Source organism: Priestia sp. TGN 0903 (assembly GCF_050846855.1).
Lineage (GTDB): Bacteria > Bacillota > Bacilli > Bacillales > Bacillaceae_H > Priestia > Priestia zanthoxyli.
Genome location: NZ_JBOZGL010000001.1, coordinates 1139098 through 1159545 on the forward strand (window position 1 = coordinate 1139098; position 20448 = coordinate 1159545).

Here is a 20448-nt window from a genome sequence, read left to right on the forward strand (position 1 = left end):
TTTTAACACATTTTCTCTTACAATCGTTAGAACTAAACGGACTATTTTCAAGCTTACATAACTAAAAATCTTAGAAGAAAAGCCTCACTTAAAAAATAAGTGAGGCCTTATCGTTAAAATTCTTCATAGGCAGCGGGGTCTTGATTATTAAGTCTTCCATCTTCGCGGTTCAATTCTGAAAGCATATTCATCTCCGTTTCATCTAAAGAAAATGAAAAAATCGATATGTTTTCAAGCTGCCGCTTGCGAGATGACGATTTTGGGATTGAAATGGCGCCTAGCTGATAATGCCATCGCAAAATCACTTGTGAAACTGTCTTATTATGACGGTCTGCAATTTGTTTAATTGTTTCATTTTCTAAAACAGCACTCGCTCGTCCTAGTGGACTCCAAGATTCAATTTGAATGTTTTTCTCTTGATACCAATTTCGATATTGATGTTGATTAAAAAAAGGATGCAGTTCTATTTGATTGATGCTTGGTAAAATGCCGGTCTCTTTTTCCAAGCGCTCAATATGCTCGGGAAGAAAATTACAAACACCAATTGAACGAATCAAGCCCCAGCGCTTCGCATCAATCAGTGCTTGCCAAGCTTCTACATAATGATCTTGTTTAGGATTAGGCCAATGAATAAGATACAAATCGTAATAGTCTAAATTCGCCCGATATAAAGATTCTTGAACGGTAGGAATTGCTTTGTCATACGTATGGTATCGCCCTGGGAGTTTAGAGGTAACAAATAGTTCTTGTCTAGAAACCGGTGTTTTTCGGAGAGCTTGCCCCACAGTGCCTTCATTTTCGTAATTATAAGCAGTATCGATTAAACGATACCCTACATCAATCGCACTCGTTATAGCGCTGACTCCTTCATTTCCGTTAAGCTTGTATGTACCAAAACCTATAGCAGGCAAGGTTACCCCGTCATTAAGGGTTATTTCAGGAATTACTTTACTCATTATTATCCACTCCTTTCGATCATGCCCTAAGCTTAGCATATATTATCCAATACTTGAATAAATTTGCATCACTCCTTTTCACAAAGGAGTGATGCTTTTAAAACAATCCAAAAAGCGATTACGGAGAAACCTCCGTTTTAAACTCGTTAACTTCGCACTTTTCTGCTTCTTTCTTGTTTTTAGTTAACGTAAAGAAAGCTACAAAACCTAAAAGCGCCGTACTAAATAAGATAGCAGCCATCGGAATCGCTGTTGTTTCGTTAATCCCTACTAAAGGAGAAACAATTGATCCTAAAGTTAATGGAAGCATACCTAACACGGCACTCGCACTCCCTGCTCTATGTCCTTGATTTTTCATTGCCAATGTCACCGAGCCTGTGATCGTCATTCCTATAGAGATCATGTAAATAAAAATGGGAATAACAATCGTAGCAAGCGGTCCTTTAAGCATAGTCATGATAAGAAGTACGCTAGTAGCACTTACAGCCGTAATCACGGCAATGCGAAGCAGGCTTCTTTCATGGATAATTCCGCTAAAGCGCCCAATAATAAAGCTTCCAGTCACAATAGCCAAGCCGTTAATACCAAACAAAATGCTAAAAACTTGCGGAGAAACATGGTATATCCCTTGATAGACAAATGGAGTGCCTGATACATAAGCAAAGCTTCCTCCATGGACCAGTCCGATAATTAGGGCATACCCAATAAAAGAACGATCTTGTAATAAACTGCCCATTGTGCGAACAGAATGACCAATTGAACTTGGTGTTCTATTTTCAATGGGCAAAGTTTCTTTTAAACGCATTGAGATTGTTAAAACAATTAAAAGACCTATTAAACTTAAAAACAAGAAAATAGTATGCCAGCTTGCAAAAGGAAGAAGTAAAATAGCACCTCCGGCCATTGGTGCTATCATTGGTGCAAAGGCATTGATAACCATTAACAGAGCAAAAAACTTCGTAAGTTCTCTTCCGCTAAAAACGTCTCTGACAATGGCGCGAGAAAGAACAACTCCTGCCGAAGCCGTAAACCCCTGCAAAAAGCGTGCGATAACTAAAGCCGTGATAGTAGGAGCCAGTGCACAGAGCAATGACGATAACATAAATAAAGAGATGGAGATGAGTAAAGGTCCTTTTCGTCCCTTTGCATCACTGATTGGACCAATCACGATTTGACCAACGGCAAGTCCTAGTAAACACGATGTTAAGCTAAGCTGTACAAGTGAAGCTCGCGCATCTAAATGATCAGCAATAGCAGGAAAACTTGGCAAATACATATCGATATTAAGCGGACCTAATATCGCAAGCGTGCTGAGAAGAAACGCCAATCCTAGACGTTTTTTTCCAGTTGGATTATGAAGCATAATAGCAGAGCACCTTCCTTACCTAAATATTGTATTTTCACAGATAACCTCTAGTCTATTGAAAGGCACCCCTTCTGTCTAGGACATTTGTCTAGAGATGCAGATAAAGTTCCACTGGCAAAGAAGGAGGTATGAGTAACTACAACTACATACGGTTAACATAAAAAACAGCGCTTGAAATTCCTCCAAGCGCTGTTTTTTATATACTATCTAATGCCTGCTGTAAATCTCTCATAATATCTTCCCAAGCTTCCAGCCCAACTGATAAACGAAGAAGTTCATTTGAGATGCCCATTTCTTTTCGAGCTTCTTCCGGCACAACTGCATGCGTCATCGAGGCAGGATGCTGAATAAGTGTTTCAGCATCGCCAAGACTCACCGCGATGGAAATGAGCTTAAGCTGATTCACCACTTTTACGGTTTCTTTATAACCGCCTTCCACTTCAAAAGAGAGAAGCCCCCCTCCTTTTTTCATTTGCTTTTTCATGAGAGAATAAGCAGTGCTGTTTTTATCCCCTGGATAATAAACGGCTTTTACTTTGGGATGGAGACTTAATTGTTTTGCGATATGTTCAGCATTCTCACAGTGGCGATCCATTCGAACGGCCAGCGTTTTTAAGCCTCGGAGTAACAGCCACGCATCAAATGGTGAAAGAATACCTCCAATATCTTTTTGCGTTGTTTTGCGCAGTACGGAAATAACCTCTTTGTCCCCTACTACAATTCCTGCCACAACATCTCCGTGTCCACCAATAAATTTAGTTGCGCTATGAATAACTAAGTCGCATCCAAGCTTCAGCGGCTGCTGCAAATAAGGAGTTGAAAAGGTATTGTCTACTACCACGGGAATTCCTTTTTGTTTGGCGATACAAGTCACTAACTCTAAATCTACTAAAGTCATAGTCGGGTTAATCGGTGTTTCAATATAAATACATGCTGTATCTTCTTTGATAGCAGCAAGAATTTCTTCCTCAGTTTCCAAGTTGGAAAAAGAATGATGGATTTGATATTTTTCCTCAAGCATTTCCAGTAAACCAAACGTGCATCCATACACTCCTTTAGAACATAAAATATGATCGCCTGCTTTTGTAAGTCCAATTAATACAGCCGATACTGCAGCCATTCCTGATCCAAATGCCAAAGCGGCTTCGCCTTCTTCAAGCTGTGCCATACGCTCTTCTAAAATGGTGACCGTCGGATTAGATAACCGAGAATATACATAACCATTTTCTTCTCCGCTAAATCGGTTTGCACCTTGTTCTAGAGATGAAAATGTAAATGTAGACGTTTGATAAATAGGTGGAGCTAAACTATCAAAATGATGTTTTGATTCGTACCCTGCGTGAATGGCTTTTGTTTCAAACTGATATTTCTTTTTTTCGTTCATACGGCTTCCCCCTTATGCAAACAAGCGCTGTGTCATTTTTAAAAATGTAAGCGTTTTCTTTTATTATATTTCTCTTTTCTTTTTTCGTTCCCTGCCTATCTATGTAGATAATTCCACCGTAGAGAAGGAAGCGACATGCACACTGCACCTCGCTTTACTTCATCATTTGTTTAATTAGTATTGAATTACGCTTTTTAAATACTTCATTATGAGAAGAAACCATAGCTGTCTTAGCAGCAGAGGGCTGAACGAATTGTTTTGCTTTGTTTACGGCATTAGCAGCATCTTGAAAAGCGCCGGTAATCAAATGGACTTTTCCTTCGTGCATGAGAATATCTCCAGCTGCATATACACCTTCTACAGACGTTTCGCTTGCTGCATTACCTGCAACGTAATAGTCATCAATGGTTTTGATATGTAGTTCGCTGTTTTTTAACAGCTCTGTATCTCTTTTATAACCGTGATTAATGATAACTTCGTCAATCGATAAATAAGAAACCTCACCGGTTTGATGATTAGTCAGCTCAACTTTTTCAATAAATTCATGCGTCGCATCAGCCACTAATTTTGTAATAGATGTGTTAAGCAGACACCGAGCCGAACTGTTTATTAATTGTCTTACTTGTGCTTCATGACCGTTTAGTTCACTGTTTCGGTACGTAATATATACCTTTTTAGCAACGGGCTCTAGCTCATTTGCCCAATCAATGGCTGAATTGCCTCCCCCGGAAACAATCACCGTTTTATTTTTAAAATGCTGCAGAGATTTAACCGTATAGTTTAAGTTTGATATTTCAAATCGTTCTGCTCCTTCAATTTTGAGCTTTTGCGGATTTAAAATACCTCCTCCAACAGCAAGGATAATGGTTTTAGAGTAATGATGTTCACCTGAAGAACCCGTCAGCTGGAAAATACCATCTTTCAAGCGAGAAATGGATTCAATCTTCTCATCTAAAACAACAGTCGGATCAAACGTCAGTCCTTGTTTCACAAGCTGTTCAATAAGCTTCGCACCGGAAATAGGCGTTTGGCCCCCTACATCCCAAATCATTTTTTCAGGATAAACGTGAAGTTTTCCGCCTAGTTTTGGCTGATATTCAATCAGCTTTGTTTTCATTTCCCTTAGCCCGCTATAAAAGGCAGAATAAAGGCCAGCCGGTCCCCCGCCTATAATTGTCACATCAAAAAGTTCATTGTGTATCATGCACGTTCACTCCTCGTAATCAATTGTCATTGATTATCATTCTCATTTAAATATACATCTTCTTCAACGTTTTGACAATAAAAATAACTATTGACATCCGGAAACGTTCGAATTATAGTATGTAAAGTAAACGATACTGATAATCATTATCAAGTATTTGTTGTATTAAATGTAAACGGAGGGTCAGATATGGTTCGCCTATATACAGAGAAATTACATATTAGTTATGGTGAACGTCTAATAGTAAAGAATTTAAGCGTTAACATTCCAGACAAAAAGATTACTACAATTATTGGTTCAAACGGATGCGGCAAATCAACGCTTTTGAAAGCCATTACCCGCATTATTTCTCATCAATCCGGTTCCGTTATTTTAGACGGCGAAAACATTTCAACAGAACATACAAAAGCACTCGCTAAAAAAATGGCTATTCTCCCTCAAACCCCTGAAAGTGCTAAAGGCTTAACGGTGGGAGAACTTGTATCTTATGGGCGATTTCCCTATCAAAAGGGGTTTGGGCGTCTATCAAAAGAAGATTATCAAACGATTGACTGGGCGCTTGAAGTAACCGGAACAAAAGATTACAAGTTTCGTCCTGTAGATTCTCTTTCAGGCGGTCAGCGCCAGCGAGTGTGGATTGCGATGGCTTTAGCTCAAGAAACCGATATTATATTTCTTGATGAGCCGACTACCTACTTGGATATGGCTCATCAGTTAGAAGTGCTTGAGCTGCTTCAAAAATTAAACAAAGAGCAGGGACGTACAGTTGTAATGGTGCTTCATGATCTAAATCAAGCCGCTCGCTTTGCGGATTATATTATCGCTTTAAAAAATGGTGAAATTGTCAAAGCCGGAAAATGTGAAGAAGTCATTACGCAGGACGTTCTAAAAAAAGTGTTTCATATCGACGCTGAAATTGGACGAGATCCGAGAACAAATAAACCAATGTGCATCACGTATAACTTATTAAGAGGAGATAACTAAATGAAAAAATTATTGCTTCCATTCATGCTTATATTCGTACTACTTATTAGTGCCTGCAGCAGCGGTTCAACTGAAAGCAAAAATGATTCTAGCAAAAACAGCGAATCCAAGACGATCACATATCAATCTGAAGACGGCCCTGTAAAAGTTCCGGCTAATCCGAAACGTGTTGTTGTGTTAGGTTCCTATGCAGGTAACGTACTTTCTTTAGGTGTTAACATTGTCGGAGTAGACTCATGGTCTAAAATGAATCCCCGCTTTGAAAAGAAATTAAAAGGCGTGGAAGAAGTATCAGACGAAAATTTAGAAAAGATCATTGAATTAAAGCCTGACTTAATTATTGGCTTATCTACTACAAAAAATATTGATAAATTGAAAAAAATTGCCCCTACTGTCACGTATACATACGATAAAGTAGATTACCTTACTCAGCATGTAGAAATTGGAAAGCTATTAAATAAAGAAAAAGAAGCACAATCATGGGTAGACGACTTTAAAAAGCGTGCGGCAAAAGCTGGTTCTGATATCAAAGCTAAAATTGGCGAAGATAGCACGGTTTCAGTTATTGAGAACTTTGACAAGCAGCTTTATGTGTTTGGGGATAACTGGGGACGCGGAACGGAGATTCTTTATCAAGAAATGAAATTAAAAATGCCAGAGAAAGTAAAGAAAATGGCTTTGAAAGATGGATACTATGCGATTTCGCCAGAAGTTCTTCCTGAATATGCCGGAGATTATTTAATCTTTAGCAAAAACCAAGATGGAGATACATCATTTGAGAAAACAGATACGTACAAAAATATTCCTGCTGTAAAGAATAATCACGTATTTGAAGCAAATGCAAAAGAATTTTATTTTAATGATCCAATCACATTAGATTATCAACTAGATTTCTTTACTCAAAAATTTCTTGGCAAGTAATTCATTCAAGAGGAATTCTTTTTAGAATTCCTCTTACTTTGTTTTACTAAATTTATTCTTACATGAAAAGATGGGTGTGTTATGAAAAAAGACAATCAGCGTTTCATTCCTTTTTTATACAAATTAATAGGTATGCTGCTCGTATTCATCATAATGTTTGTTTCTTCAATGGTTTTTGGCGCTGCTGACATATCGATAAAAGATGTATGGCTAGCACTTTCATCAAGCAGTGTAAACGAACAGATTTCGATCATCAGAGATATTCGTTTACCTCGTGAAATCGCCGCTGTTTTTGTGGGGGCTGCTTTATCAGTATCAGGGGCTATTATGCAAGGTATGACAAGAAACCCACTTGCAGATCCAGGACTTTTAGGGTTAACGTCTGGCGCAAATGCGGCTTTAGCTGTAACAATTGCCTTGACCCCTGCTATAAATTATTTGGGTATTACGATTGCTTGCTTTATAGGAGCCGGGGTTGGCGCAATCCTAGTGTTTGGGATTGCTGCTCTAAAAAGAGGAGGATTTTCTCCGCTTCGAATTGTACTAGCGGGAGCTGCCGTTTCAGCATTTCTTTATGCCATTGGAGAAGGCGTTGGTATTTATTTCAAAATTTCAAAAGATATATCGATGTGGACTGCTGGGGGAATGGTAGGCACTTCTTGGGAACAGCTTCAAATCATTGTTCCTTTTATTCTCGGAGGTATATTCATTGCCCTTTTGCTTTCTCGGCAGCTTACTATTCTGAGTTTAAATGAAGAAGTGGCTGTAGGATTGGGCCAGCAAACGACAAAAGTCAAAACCATTTTATTTGTCATCATGATTCTTCTTGCGGGTGCTTCTGTTGCGCTAGTGGGAAACATGGTGTTTATCGGCTTGATGATTCCTCATATTGTACGAGGAATTGTAGGAACTGACTATCGTTTTATTATCCCTATGTCCGCTATCACTGGCGCAGCGTTTATGCTGCTCGCTGATACATTGGCTCGAACGGTCAGTGCTCCTTATGAAACACCGATAGCAGCAGTTGTATCGATGATTGGTTTACCTTTCTTTTTAGTCATTGTTCGTAAAGGAGGAAAAGCATTCTCATGATTCACCCAGCGCTTATTAGAAAACAACGAATAATTATGATGCTGCTCACTGTTTTGATTCTTGGAACGGTTGTGATAGGAATGGGACTCGGTGATGCACCCCTTCCTTACAATAAAGTGTTTCCTACTCTTTTGGGCAAAGGGAATTTTACAGATGAGTTCGTCCTTTTTTCAATTCGACTTCCGCGGATTATCATTACGCTTCTAGCAGGAATGGCTCTAGCTTTATCAGGAGCTATCTTACAAGGTGTTACGCGCAATGATTTAGCGGAACCTGGTATTATAGGAATTAATTCAGGAGCAGGAGCCGCAATTGCTGTGTTCTTTTTATTTTCCCCAATTGAAGCAGGCTCTTTCGTTTATGCCCTTCCGCTGGTAGGCTTTATCGGCGCCTTGTTGACAGCTGGTCTTATCTATCTTTGTGCATATAGTAAAAGCCAAGGACTGCAGCCTGTAAAGTTGATTTTAACAGGCGTAGGTTTTTCAATGGCTCTTTCTGGAATGATGGTGGTGATTATGTCATCAGCTGATCGGGTTAAAGTTGATTTTATTGCTAAATGGATTGCAGGGAGCATCTGGGGGACAGACTGGCCTTTTATATGGGCTCTTCTACCTTGGCTTCTTGTCTTGATTCCTTTTATATTGTACAAAGCAAACTCATTAAACATTTTTAATTTAAATGAAGCTGCAGCTATTGGAGTCGGAATTTCTCTGGAGAAAGAACGTGTAACATTGCTTTTAGCCGCGGTGGCATTAGCGGCAGCCGCGGTTTCAGTGACGGGCGGCGTGGCTTTTATTGGACTTCTTGCTCCTCATATTGCTAAAGGCTTAGTAGGACCGAGAAGTCAGCTTTTTATTCCCGTTGCTATTCTACTTGGCGGTTGGCTTTTGCTGATTGCAGATACGATAGGACATAACATTGCCAATCCTAACGGTATACCGGCAGGAATTATTGCCGCCGTAATCGGTGCTCCTTATTTTGTTTATTTGCTTTTGAAAAAATAATAAGCAGACGCGCTTTTTCAGAAAGCGCGTCTAGTTATTATTTTTTTTGTCTTTCATCTGCAGCGTTCGCTCTAGCCTGTGCTTCTAAATCGTCTTGGTCTGCTAATTCACGCGAAAACTCTTCGTCCACTCCATCTGCTTTAGATGCAGGATAATCTGCTACCTTTTTTAATTGTTTCTTCAACTCTTTTTCATTCATAATGAACACTCCTTTATTCTAGACTGTTATTAGTATGCGTTTGTCGTTTCTGCACTATGTGGAGAAAGAAGGAATTTTACCAATAAGACCGAAAGCATACGTAATAAGAAAAAGAAAGGACGTTTTATATGATCATCATTATTACGCTCTCTATTATCATTGTATTTGTTATTTTACTGCTGTGCGTAGTTACCACCTCAAAAGCTTATGATTATAAACATACCGTAGATCCGCTTACAAAAAAACAACACGAAAAAAAGTAGGTGCGCTCGTTTCACACCTACTTTTTTTATTAGCCCTGCAGTGATTTTAAATCATGATCGTTCAATTGAAATGCTTGCTTAATTTTGTCTTCTAAGTTTTTTGTTACTCTTCTCTTCCCAACTTCAACCAGGGCGATTAAAGAAAAACTGCAGTTCACTGCTTGAGCGAAGTTTCGCTGATTCATATTGTAGTTTTTTCGAATGTTTTTTACCATCTCTTTATCCATTTGCACTCACTCCGCATAACTCAATATACTTTTTTTATTCCTCTTCAAGTCACATGTTCATCTAGCTGCCGACAGAGCGTAAGAAATTGCTGCTGCTCTTCTTCTTTATAGCATGCAAACAGTTTTTCAACCCTTTGCTGCATGTCTTTCTCAGCCGCTTGAATCACTTGTTTTCCCTTGCTTGTAAGCTCAACCATAACTTTACGCCGATCTTCTTTTGAATGGTAGCGCTCCACAAGATTCAGTTCATACAAACGTGTAATTGATGCTGTGATAACGCTTGGGCTCGCCTTCATTTCGTCTGCCACTTTGGTCACAGGCATTGTACGTGCACGTTCAACAATCAGTAAAATATGATATTGAAAAGGGGTAATTCTGTAATGCTGTAAAAGGCTTTTTACATTTGTCATTACTTTTTTGTTTAAAGATATTGAAATTCTTTGAATTTCTTCACCAAATATCAATGGATCCATCCACCTCACCGCCCCTTTCTCTCCAACATGTTTTATGATGAACTTTTGATTCTATAGCACTTTATGAATTTATACTTTTTGGAGCTGGAAGCATACGAATATCTTCCTCTTGAGCTTTTGATTTCTTTTCTTCGACTACTTTATCTTTACGTACGTCACGAAGGAAGAAACTTAAAATTAAACCGATAACAGAAATCGCTGTTGCCCAATAAAAAGCATCGTTAATACCTTGAATCGTACCTTGCTGCGTCATTTTTCCAGATAAAATCGTCAGCGCTTGCTGCTGAGCTTGATCTTGTGATAAATGCAAAGTAGCAGCTACTTTTTGTACAAATAAATGAAAGCTATTCATAAAGAATGGATCAGACGTATTCATGGAACTGCTGATTTCATTTACATGATACGTTGTACGGTTTGTAAAAATGGTCGTCATTAAACTAATACCAATTGAACCACTTACTTGACGAAGCGTATTAGACATTGACGTTCCGTGACTGCTTAGTCTCTGCGGAAGCTGATTCAAACCGGCTGTCATAATTGGCATCATTAAAAGTGACATACCAAACGAGCGGATAATATAAATCGCTAAAATATGATTAAACGGTGTATCCATCGTCAGCTTCGTAAATTCAAACGTTGAAATAGATGTAATAAACATACCAACGATTGCTAGCGGACGAGGTCCCACTTTATCAAACAATGTACCTGAAATCGGCGACATAACCAGCATAACAAGTGCGCCAGGAAGCAACAGCAGTCCTGAATCAAAAGCAGAATATCCGCGGATATTTTGCAAGTAAATTGGAAGCAAGAACATACCTGCGTACATACTGATTGTAATCGCAATACTAATAATATTTGATAGTGAAAAAATATTATATTTAAACACGCGCATATCCAATAGCGGCTTTTCAGATTTAATTTGTTGAAGAACAAATATAATTAAAAGAACTGCCCCACCAATGATTGTAGAAAGAACAACTGAATCCGTCCAGCCGTCATTTCCAGCTTCACTAAATCCGTAAAGCAATAATCCCATACCTGCAAGTGATGTCACAACTGAAGGCATGTGAACTTTTACATCCTTTGGAGGCTGAATGTCTTTTAATTGAAAGAAAGCAATAATTAATACAATCGCACCTAATGGCACCATGCCGTTAAAAAGGATGTGCCAATCATAGTTTTGAATAACCCATCCAGATAATGTTGGACCAATAGCCGGTGCGAACATCATGGCTAATCCAAAAATACCCATCCCTTTTCCTCGCATGTGAGGAGGGAAAATAAACACAATAATGGTCATAACAAGAGGCGATAAGACACCTCCGCCAATAGCTTGAATTAAACGGCCGGTAAGCATAATCGAAAATGTAGGTGCAATTCCGCAAATCAATGACCCTACTGTAAAACAAACCATTGCAAATAAGAACAAGCGACGCACACCAAATCGTTCAATTAAAAAAGCTGAAAGCGGAATTAACGCCCCGTTCACAAGCATATATCCAGTTAACAACCACTGAGCTGTATTTGCGGTTACGCCAAACTCAGTAATTAAATGCGGGATGGCTACGTTTAGTAACGTTTGATTTAATATTGCAAGAAACAAACCAAGCATTAAAACAATCAATAGCGGAATATGCTTTTTGATGGATCCATCACTTGTGTTTTCTATACTGGCTGTCATCATATTTCCTCCCTTCTTGAACTGTTGTAGTAAGAATTAGTCTTTTGAAATTTTTACTTCAGCGTTCATTCCTGGTAGCACATGCTCTGAATAATTAGAAATAGAGATTTTTACAGGAACCGTTTGAGATACTTTTGTGTAGTTTCCATCTGAGCTTGAGTTCGATGTTAAAGATGAAAGTGAATTAGTTGCATATCCCACTTCTTCAACTTTACCGTCAATTTTTGTACTACTGTCTCCATCTACTGTTACATCTACATCGTCGCCCTCTTTAATATCCTTAAGCTGATCCTCTTTGATATTCGCTACGATAAATAGATCTTTCATATCTACTTCGGTTGCAATTTGCTGTCCAGCTTGAACCATTTGATTTTCTTTTACATTTGTTTGAATAATTTTTCCATCTGCTGGTACTGTAGCAGCTACAGAGCCTTTTTCAGCTTGAATCTTAGCAATTTCAGCATCTTTTGATACATCATTTCCTTCTTCCACTGTCCAGCTTGCTACCTTACCTGCTGCAGGTGCAACTACGTTGTATACATCTCCAGATACTTTAGCGTTATCCGTTGTAATATAGTTGGATTTTTGAACGTAATAATATCCTCCTCCAATTAATAAAGCTAAAATAACGATGATTCCAATAAAATTTGTTACCATTAAGCGACTTCTAGACATTCATTACTCCTCCTTAATACTTCACTAATAAAATTACTTTTTGATATAGCTTTTTCATAAAGATATTATCTCCATCTATTAGGAGATATGTTTCTTTATAATCATCCATTTGGTTAACTACCTAAATAACTTTATCATAAAGATATTTTTTCGTAAAGATATTAATTTAAAAATAATAATGGGGGTTAAAGATAATCGTTTCCATCCTTTACAATTGTTTCATTTTATTTTAGAGTTAGTTTATATATGTCCGTAGTGTACAAGGAGATGGAAGCTAGCATGGATAACAATGTAGAATCAAAAATTGAACACCTTTATCAAATTAACACATCTTTTTTTCAATATATGCGACATTTAGTCGAAGAAACATTAAAAACGCAGCCTTATCACTTAACACCCACTAAATTTTATATCTTAAACTACATTGCCAGCGGTACAAAGTATATGGTGGCAGATATTTCAAATAAACTTCACTTAACCTCGGGCGCTACAACTAGCTTATTAAATCAATTGGAAGAAGAATCTCTCATTCAGCGCGTGCGAGACGAAAAAGACCGGAGAGTCGTGTGGGTTTCATTGACCGATGAATCCAAACAGCTTGTTTCAATGATTACAGAGAAGCGAAATGTATTTTTAAAAGATATGCTAGCAGCTCTAACTGTAGAAGAACAAGAAGAATATTTTCGCTTGTTAAATAAAATGGATGCCCTTTTGAGCGATAAATATGGATTTTCTTATTAGGATACCTAAAGGAGCTCCGTTTCGAATAGAAACGGAGCTCCTTTTTTATTTTAGAAAGCCGAATTCATTAATGTAGCTGCTTTGTCAGGAAAATCGATAAAAGGATTTCGGTTGCCTTGCAATTCAAAAATTGCTGCATTGCGATGTTTTTCATAAAGTGAAACGGTAAATTCTTCATGCCATTTTAGTAAAAGAGGAAGATCTACTCGTGAAGAGTCAATTTTATTATGATAGCGAATTAAAAAATAAAGCGTAGCTCGAGCGACAATTCCTTTTCCATATTCGGGTTCAAACTTACCTTTTTCTGATTTGCCGCACCCTTCTTTCACATCTGATTGCTTAACTTCCGGTGTATAATCCGGGAAGTCAATATAAGAGGAATTACCTCTTCGGCTGTTACAAGAAGGTTCACACGCAAACAAATGATGCAAATCGCCTCTCATAGGCTCTTGTTTTCCAAACCAAGATTGCGGGACAACGTGCTCACAGTTTAGCAGTATATCATTGCTTGAAACAGATGAGTGACTAAGCGACTGAAGTGCATCAATATCTTGCTGTATCGCTTCTAACGGATCCATACCTTTCCCTGAATACAGACTCTTCAGCTCTCCATTCTCCTGTAGATCCACCCATGGATATACATATTTATGCGGCGAATAACTCAGCAAATGCTGATGCGTTTCCGTTAACAAAGCTTGCATGGCTTCTCTTTCAAAGAGAGTACCTCGATAATAAAGATTTTTACTCTCTTCATCCGTCTTTTCATCATAATAGCTTCGTTTGTTTACGTATTCGTGATAAAGGGCTTTTGCCTGCTGTTTTTCCACCATTAATATATCTAAACTGCTTTTCATCCCATCACCTCTGAAGTCATTTGACGTTGAATTTCACGCAATAGCTTTTCAACAATGGTCAAGTGCACAAACCCGTTTCCTACTTCTCTTGGTGATTCATTTAATGGAAGTGTTCTTCTGATTAACTGTGCGTAAAGCTCTGGTTCTGTAAGTTCTCTTCCAAACGTTTCATTTGAAAGAACTTTTATCAATGCCAAAGCTCCCGCCACGTGAGACGTGGCCATAGAAGTTCCGCTCAGTGCGGCATACTTTCCATTCAAGTAGGTTGATATGATCTTCTCCCCCGGAGCCACTACGTCCACTTCATTGTTTGAGTTGGAAAATATCGAAGAACGTTTCTTTAGATCAACCGCTCCTACGCTAATCACTTCATTATATGAGCCTGGGTATGCAAACTCATCTGTGGAGCTTTCTCCATCTCCTTCATTTCCCGCTGCGCAGACAACTAAAATATTCTGATCAACAGCATCCTGAATCGCTTCATGCAGTTCAGGTACATCGGCCGGACCTCCAAGTGACATTGAAATGATATCTACTTTTTGCTGGATGGCGTAGGTAATACCTTGAATAATCCATTCATATTGACCTGAACCATTCCCATCAAGTACTTTCAGAATAAGTAAATTCACCTCAGGAGCCACTCCTACAACGCCCGCTCCATTATGAGCTGCTGCAATTGTGCCTGCTACGTGAGTACCGTGACCATTATAGTCTTGATAAACATCAGGATTTTGCTGATCATCGTGCGTAAAATTTCTTCCTCCAATAATTCGCTCCTGCAAATCTGGGTGTGTAACCTCACAGCCAGTATCCAAAACCGCTACGGTTATTCCCTGTCCTTTTGTTTGCTTCCATACTTCCTCTGCTCCAATTAGAGCCACTCCTTGTGGGACTTCATTAAATTGACTTAATTGTTCAACTACTTGAAATGGGATAATGCGCACTTTGTTCTTCATTTAGATTCCCCCTGCAGGATTAAATGGAAGCTAGTTCATGGTGGGATCACTTTTAATCGCTTATTTTTGGAGTTCACTCATCGAGGTTTGTTGCTTCTAAACTTATTATAACACAAAAACAGAACACACGTTTGTGTTTTTGTGATTTTTTTTAAAAAAATAAACAAAAAGCAGAAGCGAAATTTCCGCCTCTGTTTTCTTTTATTGTTGGTCTTTAGAAGAATCAGGCACGGCACATTGACCATCTGCACAAAAGGCATCATCTGCGCCTTCTGGAGACAAACTCTTCAAAGCGGGAGTCGGATTTTCTTCTTCCCATACTTGTTGGAGAGCTCCTACAAATGTTTCGACTGGCTGTGCACCTGAAATCGCATATTTTTGATTAATAACAAAATACGGAACGCCGCTAATGCCATATTGCTGAGCCGTTGCTTCATCACTGCGCACTTCATTTGCATATGCATTTTTATCTGCAAGAATTTGACGTGCTTCTTCTCGATCAAGACCTGCATCTTCAGCAAGAGCAATCAGCGTCTCTTCTTCACCTAGATGTTTTGATTCAGTGAAATATGCATATAAGAGTTTTTCTGTAATAGCTGCTTCTTTTCCTTGAGCTTTTGCAAATTTAGCTAAACGATGAGCGTCAAATGTATTAGTTGGCTTCATGTCGTCAAAATTAAAGGATAATCCTACACCAGCTGCCTGCTGTCCGATCCCTTCATTTGCTTGCTTTGCTTGTTCAATGGTCATTCCATATTTAGCAGCAAGAGCTTCATTAATCGTTTTACCAGTATTAACTGAAGCATTTGGATCTAGCTCAAAGCTTTTAAATTCAACCTGCACGTCATCTTTGTGTGCAAACTGCTGAAGCGCTTGCTCTAATCGACGCTTTCCAATATAACAAAAAGGACAGACAAAATCTGACCAAACTTCTATTTTCATCGTGACACCTCTTCAATTCAAGATAATTCTTATCGTAGCATACCTTTGAAGAATTTCCATCATAACTTGCTCAAACACAGCAAAAAGCACGGTGTTGATTTACATACTAAGTGTATTGAATCAGCACCGTGTTTTTATCTCACTTATTTTAAATTCATTGCTTTTAAAAGAGCATCATGTAAATACGTATTTTCATATTAGCTAATCAATACTTGGTGGAACTTCAAGCCAGCCTTTTTTAATCATAATTTCCGTCGCTTCGCTTGCATATTGAAACGCATCTTCTCCTATCAGCATCATTTTAGCCACAATATCTCTTCGAAAACTAAATGCTGCTCCAAATGCCTGACTTCCAATACTAAAATTACTTAGTAAAATATCGCATGTCAGCATCAAACGATCAGAAAAAGCAGGCGTTTCAGAAGTCGTGATGCTTCCTGTTGAGGCAACAGAAGGTGAAATATCGTCTTGTATAATTATTTCTTCTAGACGCGTAATAATCTTTTTACTGAGCTCTTTTCCTTTCAAAAAATGCTTTTTGACTTCGGTATCTTTAGCCGTTTGAGAAAAAGCCTTCATTAACTTCATCCCCACAATGTTTGTTTCGACCCCGTGATAAAGCTGAGCTAGCTCCATCGTATTTAATACTCTTTTATCCGCAAATACATTTAAGCCGCTCAAATATTTTCTGTCAGAAACAAACTCAACGGTGGTTGGCATCGGAATATAGGGTGGACGTGATAAAATCCCTTTTTTCAGTAAATACTGCGTACAGGAATCATAACAATGTTGCGTAATCTTTGTTAAATCTTGATAAAATTTCACCACATCTTCTCTGTAGGCCTTACCTAAACTTAATGTATACATCCCCATACTAATTTCTTTAATAACACGAAGAAACATAATATCAAATCCATTAGTAAATAGTTTTGGAGCCTGTATGTTTACGTCTTGAGATGAAAGCCCGGTTGGCACTACGGCTCCTTCTTTTTCAAATATTGTTTTTATCTTTCGTATGTATATAATAAGCTGCTCACGCAAATCTGTCATAATTGTTTTAGCATCTTCATCGTCTGCATGTTCAATCATATAATCCAACAAGCAAATGATTAACGTTTTCTGCTGATATGTCATCCACAGCGTTCCAATTTCACTTGAGGTAATACTAGGTTTGTCAGGCACTGTTACTTTCCTCCGCTTCTTGAGCTTTGTTGAGTGCTTTTATCGCTCAAAAGAGAACATACTCATTGTACGTTTACTTACCATTATGCTATCCAACATTCTTTTTTTTATTTAACCCGCTGATCTATAGTTTTGGAGCAACAAAAAAACAGCTCCGCACTTACAGAACTGTTTTTTATCTTAAGCACGAAACGAGTACCCAACACCTGTTAAGTCCTCAGATACGCTCCATAGTTTTTCCGCTACGTCCGGTTTAAATAAAACATCTCCCATCATATCTTTTACAGGATATCCTTTTTTAGCATCTTTTCCGTCTGGCCCAATATATGTACCGCCTTCTATTGATTCAGTGGCTGCATAAAGAGTAGGCAGCGCGCCCATTTCTGCAGATTGACTAAATAGCTTGACTAAAAATTTCAACAAGCCGTTTGGTTCTTTACCTGAACCGCGTGATAATAGGTTTGTATTAGAAATACCTGGATGTACAGCGGCACTAATTGTCGTTGATCCGGCTGCTTCTAAGCGAGTTTGCAATTCTTTGGCAAACAATAGGTTGGCGAGTTTGCTTTGTCTATAGAACTTCATTGGACTGTAGCCTTTTTCTCCGTCTAGATTATCAAAATAGATTTCTCCAGAATTAGCGGCTATACTGCTTACCGTTACGACACGTGAATGTGGAGTGGCCATTAGTAAAGGAAGCAGCAAACCCGTAAGTGCAAAATGTCCTAAATGATTACAGCCAAACTGCAGTTCAAATCCGTCTTTCGTTTTGCTGTGAGGCGGCACCATCACGCCTGCATTATTAATGAGAAGATCCAAAGACAAGTATTGTTGAAGAAATTGATTGGCAAAATCCCGAATAGAGCTCAAGTCACTAAGATCTAATGACATAATAGTCACTTTAGCATTCCCGTTATCCGCTTTAATTCTCTTCTTAGCTTCTTTCCCTTTCTCATCATTACGCACAGCAAGAATGATTTCTGCTCCGCGAGCTGCTAGAGCCTTTGCAGCTTCAAACCCAATACCGCTGTTTCCTCCCGTTATAAGGGCTGTTTTCCCCTTTAAATCGGGCATCCGTTCAGCTGTCCATTTTGTTGTCATATAAGTTCTCCCTTTCAGCTATAGCTTTTTTTCTAGAATTTACGCGTCTCGGTCACATACGTTTTTTAAAAATTAAAATATGTATAAATTATAATGTCTTCAAAACAAAAGGGACAAGCTTTTTAAAAGCTTGTCCCTTTTATATGTTTATGTGGTTCGCGGCGAATCGTAGCGCCCAAACCAGTCGTACCTGTTTGTGGATATCCATTTGTATAGCGGACTAAACGCTTTTTTCATTAATGGTAAATGCAGAAGCACGCCGATTGGACATGTAAGAGGCAAAACAGCTAAAAGCCGTCTGACCGTTTCAAATCCTGCTAATACTTCCCCTTTTTTGGTGACCATATGAATTTGATCATATAAGTCTCTTCCTTCTTCTTTTAAGTAGCTATACTCCGTTCGCTCAATGTATTGAACTGGAATCCACTGGATTTGGTTCGTCCAGTCCAGCGCTTTAATTATTTTTTTTACGTTGTAACATAAAGGACATTCCGCATCAAAAAATACTTTGTGCTTCATTGTTTCCACCTTTCTTCCCTTATTTCTTTTTCCTTAGTTTATAAATACCCTTTTCTCATTTTTAATAACCATCATTAAGAGGCACTTCTTGTGCAGCCTGGCTTTAAAGCGAACATTTTTTGTGGAGTTTCTTTTGTGAAGCCGCGAAAGAAGATAGGATTTTTTTATAAAATATCACTTTTTTGGTTTAAAGCGCTAAAAACATGTTAAAATAGATTTCATATTGATTTGAAGCACTAGATGCACGCATTTAGTCGCATACTAAAAAGAACTGAATAAATCCAATGATAAAAGGTAAAGGTAATGTCTTCATAAACTTATCATGGAAGTAGGTTTATAAATAACGATGAAAAAAGGAGGGCTGGGTGATTGCTTTTATCCATTTCATATAAGCTTTTTTACGTAAGGATGTGTAAACGATGAAAAATAAGTACATGCTGTCAGCTTCAGGTATGTATATTAACTATTTTCTACTTGGCATGGTCAATATCATGCTTGCATCAAATATGTCATTTTTGACAAAACAATTAAATACCGACGGTGCTGGAATCAGCTATATCATTTCTGCTATCGGAATTGGAAAATTGCTTTCATATTCTCTATCAGGCATCTTGTCTGATAAAGTCGGACGAAAACCTTTGATTATTGTTTCGTCTCTGACGATGGCTATTTTCTTAATTGGCATTCCATTATCGCCAAATTATCAAACAGCCTTTATCTTTGCCATTATTGCTGGTATTGCAAACTCTGCTATGGACGCTGGAACATACCCTGCTTTGATTGAAGTTTTTCCTAAATCTTCAGGTTCAGCCAGTGTTCTTGTAAAAGCATTTATATCAGCTGGAGCAGCGCTTCTGCCGTTTATGATTGCCTTTTTTGCGGATCGTGATTTGTTTTATGGGTATGCTTTTTTCCTTCCCGCTCTTATTTATTTACTAAATATGATCTTTATGTTCAAACTGCCTTTTCCCAATCATAAACGCGAACAGAATACAGTTCAACAGCAAAGTACAGAAGAGAATAAATTTATCTCTCCTCCTAACATGAAACAAGAAGGAATCGCTCTTATTGTGATTGGATTTACTTCTACAGCTCTGTTTACAGTGGCTCAAATTTGGCTTCCTACTTATGGTCAACAAGTATTAGGTATGGCTGAAAGCAGCTCGGTTCGCCTTTTAAGCTACTACAGCATCGGAGCTTTAATCTCTGTTTTAGTATTAGCCGTATTATTAAGCAAAGTGCTTCGTCCTGTAACGGTTATTCTCGTTTACCCGATGATTACCCTTATCGCTGTACTTACGCTTCTATTTGTTAAAGTACCTGCTATTGCAATTGCAGCTGCTTTTTTCATGGGATTTTCTACGGCTGGGGTCTTTCAATTAGCGATTACCGTTATGACCGAGCTTTTCTGGAACAAAAAAGGAACGGTTACAGGAATTGTAGCGACCGCTGCTGGATTAGCTGCAATTTTATTGCCTTTAGCAACAGGGCTCATGTCTAAAACGGGACATATTTCAATTATCTTTATCTTTGATGCGATGCTTTCAGTAGTAGGTATGGCGGCGGCGGCTTTTGTTAATTACCGCTACCGCAAAATTTTAAATAAAAAGCCCCGCGAACAAATTCAAGAAACAGCCTCATAAAAAAGAGGCTGGGGCAAAAGTATTTTAGAGAAAGTAAAAAAAACGAACCATTAATGAATGGTTCGTTTTTTGTTATGG

At 38.3% G+C, this 20448-nt stretch carries 22 protein-coding genes; 7 read left to right on the top strand and 15 right to left on the bottom strand.

All coding sequences use genetic code 11. The annotated features are described in order from the left end of the window. Positions 1–113: 113 nt before the first annotated feature. The 4 genes from ACRPLY_RS05825 to ACRPLY_RS05840 form a co-directional block, all read right to left on the bottom strand. On the bottom strand, positions 114–956 hold the full coding sequence (locus tag ACRPLY_RS05825; RefSeq protein WP_154972734.1) for an aldo/keto reductase: 843 nt from the start codon (positions 954–956) through the stop codon (positions 114–116). 118 nt (positions 957–1074) lie between these two features. Then, the gene (locus ACRPLY_RS05830) at positions 1075–2319 is read right to left on the bottom strand and encodes a Bcr/CflA family efflux MFS transporter (protein WP_028413975.1); all 1245 of its coding nucleotides are present in this window, start codon (positions 2317–2319) and stop codon (positions 1075–1077) included. 199 nt (positions 2320–2518) lie between these two features. Further along, positions 2519–3706 carry a methionine gamma-lyase gene (megL, locus tag ACRPLY_RS05835; RefSeq protein WP_033578482.1) on the bottom strand — a complete coding sequence of 396 codons (1188 nt, stop codon included), beginning with the start codon at positions 3704–3706 and terminating at the stop codon, positions 2519–2521. 154 nt (positions 3707–3860) lie between these two features. Further along, positions 3861–4910, bottom strand: coding sequence for an NAD(P)/FAD-dependent oxidoreductase (locus tag ACRPLY_RS05840; protein WP_432231659.1), 1050 nt, complete (start codon positions 4908–4910; stop codon positions 3861–3863). 189 nt (positions 4911–5099) lie between these two features. On the opposite strand from ACRPLY_RS05840, the gene ACRPLY_RS05845 reads away from it, so the two are divergent. The 4 genes from ACRPLY_RS05845 to ACRPLY_RS05860 all read left to right on the top strand — a co-directional run bounded on the left by ACRPLY_RS05845 (position 5100) and on the right by ACRPLY_RS05860 (position 8911). Then, positions 5100–5894 carry an ABC transporter ATP-binding protein gene (locus ACRPLY_RS05845; protein ID WP_028413978.1) on the top strand — a complete coding sequence of 265 codons (795 nt, stop codon included), beginning with the start codon at positions 5100–5102 and terminating at the stop codon, positions 5892–5894. Next, on the top strand, positions 5895–6815 hold the full coding sequence (locus ACRPLY_RS05850) for an iron-hydroxamate ABC transporter substrate-binding protein (RefSeq protein ID WP_028413979.1): 921 nt from the start codon (positions 5895–5897) through the stop codon (positions 6813–6815). Positions 6816–6896: 81 nt separating this feature from the next. After that, positions 6897–7907, top strand: coding sequence for a FecCD family ABC transporter permease (locus tag ACRPLY_RS05855; protein ID WP_154991520.1), 1011 nt, complete (start codon positions 6897–6899; stop codon positions 7905–7907). After that, positions 7904–8911, top strand: a complete 1008-nt coding sequence (locus ACRPLY_RS05860; RefSeq protein ID WP_432231660.1) for a FecCD family ABC transporter permease — start codon at positions 7904–7906, stop codon at positions 8909–8911. Before ACRPLY_RS05855 ends, ACRPLY_RS05860 begins: the two co-directional genes overlap by 4 nt. Before the next feature lie 37 nt (positions 8912–8948). Here the strand turns inward: ACRPLY_RS05860 and ACRPLY_RS05865 are convergent, their stop codons facing one another. Continuing rightward, positions 8949–9110: a YfhD family protein gene (locus ACRPLY_RS05865; RefSeq protein WP_074894520.1), complete on the bottom strand. Its 162-nt coding sequence runs from the start codon at positions 9108–9110 to the stop codon at positions 8949–8951. Positions 9111–9238: 128 nt separating this feature from the next. Here ACRPLY_RS05865 and ytzI point away from each other — a divergent pair, with 128 nt between their 5' ends. Then, positions 9239–9373 (top strand): YtzI protein, encoded by a 135-nt coding sequence (ytzI, locus tag ACRPLY_RS05870; protein WP_080754395.1) that lies wholly within the window; start codon positions 9239–9241, stop codon positions 9371–9373. A 29-nt stretch (positions 9374–9402) separates the two neighbouring features. Here the strand turns inward: ytzI and ACRPLY_RS05875 are convergent, their stop codons facing one another. The 4 genes from ACRPLY_RS05875 to ACRPLY_RS05890 form a co-directional block, all read right to left on the bottom strand. Further along, positions 9403–9600, bottom strand: coding sequence for a helix-turn-helix domain-containing protein (locus ACRPLY_RS05875; RefSeq protein ID WP_028413982.1), 198 nt, complete (start codon positions 9598–9600; stop codon positions 9403–9405). A 44-nt stretch (positions 9601–9644) separates the two neighbouring features. Continuing rightward, the gene (locus tag ACRPLY_RS05880) at positions 9645–10073 is read right to left on the bottom strand and encodes a MarR family winged helix-turn-helix transcriptional regulator (protein WP_034266596.1); all 429 of its coding nucleotides are present in this window, start codon (positions 10071–10073) and stop codon (positions 9645–9647) included. 61 nt (positions 10074–10134) lie between these two features. After that, a complete protein-coding gene (locus tag ACRPLY_RS05885) occupies positions 10135–11760 on the bottom strand; it encodes a DHA2 family efflux MFS transporter permease subunit (RefSeq protein WP_033578477.1) in 1626 nt (541 codons plus the stop codon). 33 nt (positions 11761–11793) lie between these two features. Beyond that, positions 11794–12432, bottom strand: coding sequence for an HlyD family efflux transporter periplasmic adaptor subunit (locus ACRPLY_RS05890; RefSeq protein WP_028413985.1), 639 nt, complete (start codon positions 12430–12432; stop codon positions 11794–11796). Between the two features lie 279 nt (positions 12433–12711). Between ACRPLY_RS05890 and ACRPLY_RS05895 the strand changes: the two genes are divergently transcribed. Then, positions 12712–13173, top strand: a complete 462-nt coding sequence (locus tag ACRPLY_RS05895) for a MarR family winged helix-turn-helix transcriptional regulator (RefSeq protein WP_033578476.1) — start codon at positions 12712–12714, stop codon at positions 13171–13173. Positions 13174–13223: 50 nt separating this feature from the next. Here the strand turns inward: ACRPLY_RS05895 and ACRPLY_RS05900 are convergent, their stop codons facing one another. The 6 genes from ACRPLY_RS05900 to ACRPLY_RS05925 form a co-directional block, all read right to left on the bottom strand. Then, positions 13224–14027, bottom strand: a complete 804-nt coding sequence (locus tag ACRPLY_RS05900; protein WP_028413987.1) for an endonuclease I family protein — start codon at positions 14025–14027, stop codon at positions 13224–13226. Further along, complete coding sequence (locus ACRPLY_RS05905; RefSeq protein WP_432231661.1) at positions 14024–14983, bottom strand: S8 family peptidase; 960 nt, start codon at positions 14981–14983, stop codon at positions 14024–14026. The genes ACRPLY_RS05900 and ACRPLY_RS05905 overlap by 4 nt, the downstream gene beginning before the upstream one ends. 201 nt (positions 14984–15184) lie before the next feature. Next, on the bottom strand, positions 15185–15925 hold the full coding sequence (locus ACRPLY_RS05910) for a DsbA family oxidoreductase (protein ID WP_047751340.1): 741 nt from the start codon (positions 15923–15925) through the stop codon (positions 15185–15187). A gap of 201 nt (positions 15926–16126) precedes the next feature. Further along, complete coding sequence (locus tag ACRPLY_RS05915) at positions 16127–17107, bottom strand: DUF3231 family protein (RefSeq protein WP_033578473.1); 981 nt, start codon at positions 17105–17107, stop codon at positions 16127–16129. Between the two features lie 180 nt (positions 17108–17287). After that, on the bottom strand, positions 17288–18208 hold the full coding sequence (locus ACRPLY_RS05920) for an oxidoreductase (protein ID WP_432231662.1): 921 nt from the start codon (positions 18206–18208) through the stop codon (positions 17288–17290). A 147-nt stretch (positions 18209–18355) separates the two neighbouring features. Then, positions 18356–18727: a thiol-disulfide oxidoreductase DCC family protein gene (locus tag ACRPLY_RS05925; protein WP_028413991.1), complete on the bottom strand. Its 372-nt coding sequence runs from the start codon at positions 18725–18727 to the stop codon at positions 18356–18358. A 419-nt stretch (positions 18728–19146) separates the two neighbouring features. On the opposite strand from ACRPLY_RS05925, the gene ACRPLY_RS05930 reads away from it, so the two are divergent. Next, entirely contained in the window at positions 19147–20370 is a 1224-nt protein-coding gene (locus ACRPLY_RS05930; RefSeq protein WP_028413992.1) for an MFS transporter, read from the top strand. Positions 20371–20448: the final 78 nt, after the last annotated feature.

Coding starts and splice junctions, on each gene's coding strand:
- ACRPLY_RS05830 (WP_028413975.1), bottom strand. CDS start 2,319: ATGCTTCATAATCCAACTGGAAAAAAACGTCTAGGATTGGCGTTTCTT.
- ACRPLY_RS05890 (WP_028413985.1), bottom strand. CDS start 12,432: ATGTCTAGAAGTCGCTTAATGGTAACAAATTTTATTGGAATCATCGTT.
- ACRPLY_RS05875 (WP_028413982.1), bottom strand. CDS start 9,600: ATGGATAAAGAGATGGTAAAAAACATTCGAAAAAACTACAATATGAAT.
- ACRPLY_RS05900 (WP_028413987.1), bottom strand. CDS start 14,027: ATGAAAAGCAGTTTAGATATATTAATGGTGGAAAAACAGCAGGCAAAA.
- ytzI (WP_080754395.1), top strand. CDS start 9,239: ATGATCATCATTATTACGCTCTCTATTATCATTGTATTTGTTATTTTA.
- ACRPLY_RS05825 (WP_154972734.1), bottom strand. CDS start 956: ATGAGTAAAGTAATTCCTGAAATAACCCTTAATGACGGGGTAACCTTG.
- ACRPLY_RS05885 (WP_033578477.1), bottom strand. CDS start 11,760: ATGATGACAGCCAGTATAGAAAACACAAGTGATGGATCCATCAAAAAG.
- ACRPLY_RS05880 (WP_034266596.1), bottom strand. CDS start 10,073: ATGGATCCATTGATATTTGGTGAAGAAATTCAAAGAATTTCAATATCT.
- ACRPLY_RS05930 (WP_028413992.1), top strand. CDS start 19,147: ATGAAAAATAAGTACATGCTGTCAGCTTCAGGTATGTATATTAACTAT.
- ACRPLY_RS05920 (WP_432231662.1), bottom strand. CDS start 18,208: ATGACAACAAAATGGACAGCTGAACGGATGCCCGATTTAAAGGGGAAA.
- ACRPLY_RS05905 (WP_432231661.1), bottom strand. CDS start 14,983: ATGAAGAACAAAGTGCGCATTATCCCATTTCAAGTAGTTGAACAATTA.
- ACRPLY_RS05895 (WP_033578476.1), top strand. CDS start 12,712: ATGGATAACAATGTAGAATCAAAAATTGAACACCTTTATCAAATTAAC.
- ACRPLY_RS05840 (WP_432231659.1), bottom strand. CDS start 4,910: ATGATACACAATGAACTTTTTGATGTGACAATTATAGGCGGGGGACCG.
- ACRPLY_RS05855 (WP_154991520.1), top strand. CDS start 6,897: ATGAAAAAAGACAATCAGCGTTTCATTCCTTTTTTATACAAATTAATA.
- ACRPLY_RS05850 (WP_028413979.1), top strand. CDS start 5,895: ATGAAAAAATTATTGCTTCCATTCATGCTTATATTCGTACTACTTATT.
- megL (WP_033578482.1), bottom strand. CDS start 3,706: ATGAACGAAAAAAAGAAATATCAGTTTGAAACAAAAGCCATTCACGCA.
- ACRPLY_RS05845 (WP_028413978.1), top strand. CDS start 5,100: ATGGTTCGCCTATATACAGAGAAATTACATATTAGTTATGGTGAACGT.
- ACRPLY_RS05860 (WP_432231660.1), top strand. CDS start 7,904: ATGATTCACCCAGCGCTTATTAGAAAACAACGAATAATTATGATGCTG.
- ACRPLY_RS05865 (WP_074894520.1), bottom strand. CDS start 9,110: ATGAATGAAAAAGAGTTGAAGAAACAATTAAAAAAGGTAGCAGATTAT.
- ACRPLY_RS05910 (WP_047751340.1), bottom strand. CDS start 15,925: ATGAAAATAGAAGTTTGGTCAGATTTTGTCTGTCCTTTTTGTTATATT.
- ACRPLY_RS05925 (WP_028413991.1), bottom strand. CDS start 18,727: ATGAAGCACAAAGTATTTTTTGATGCGGAATGTCCTTTATGTTACAAC.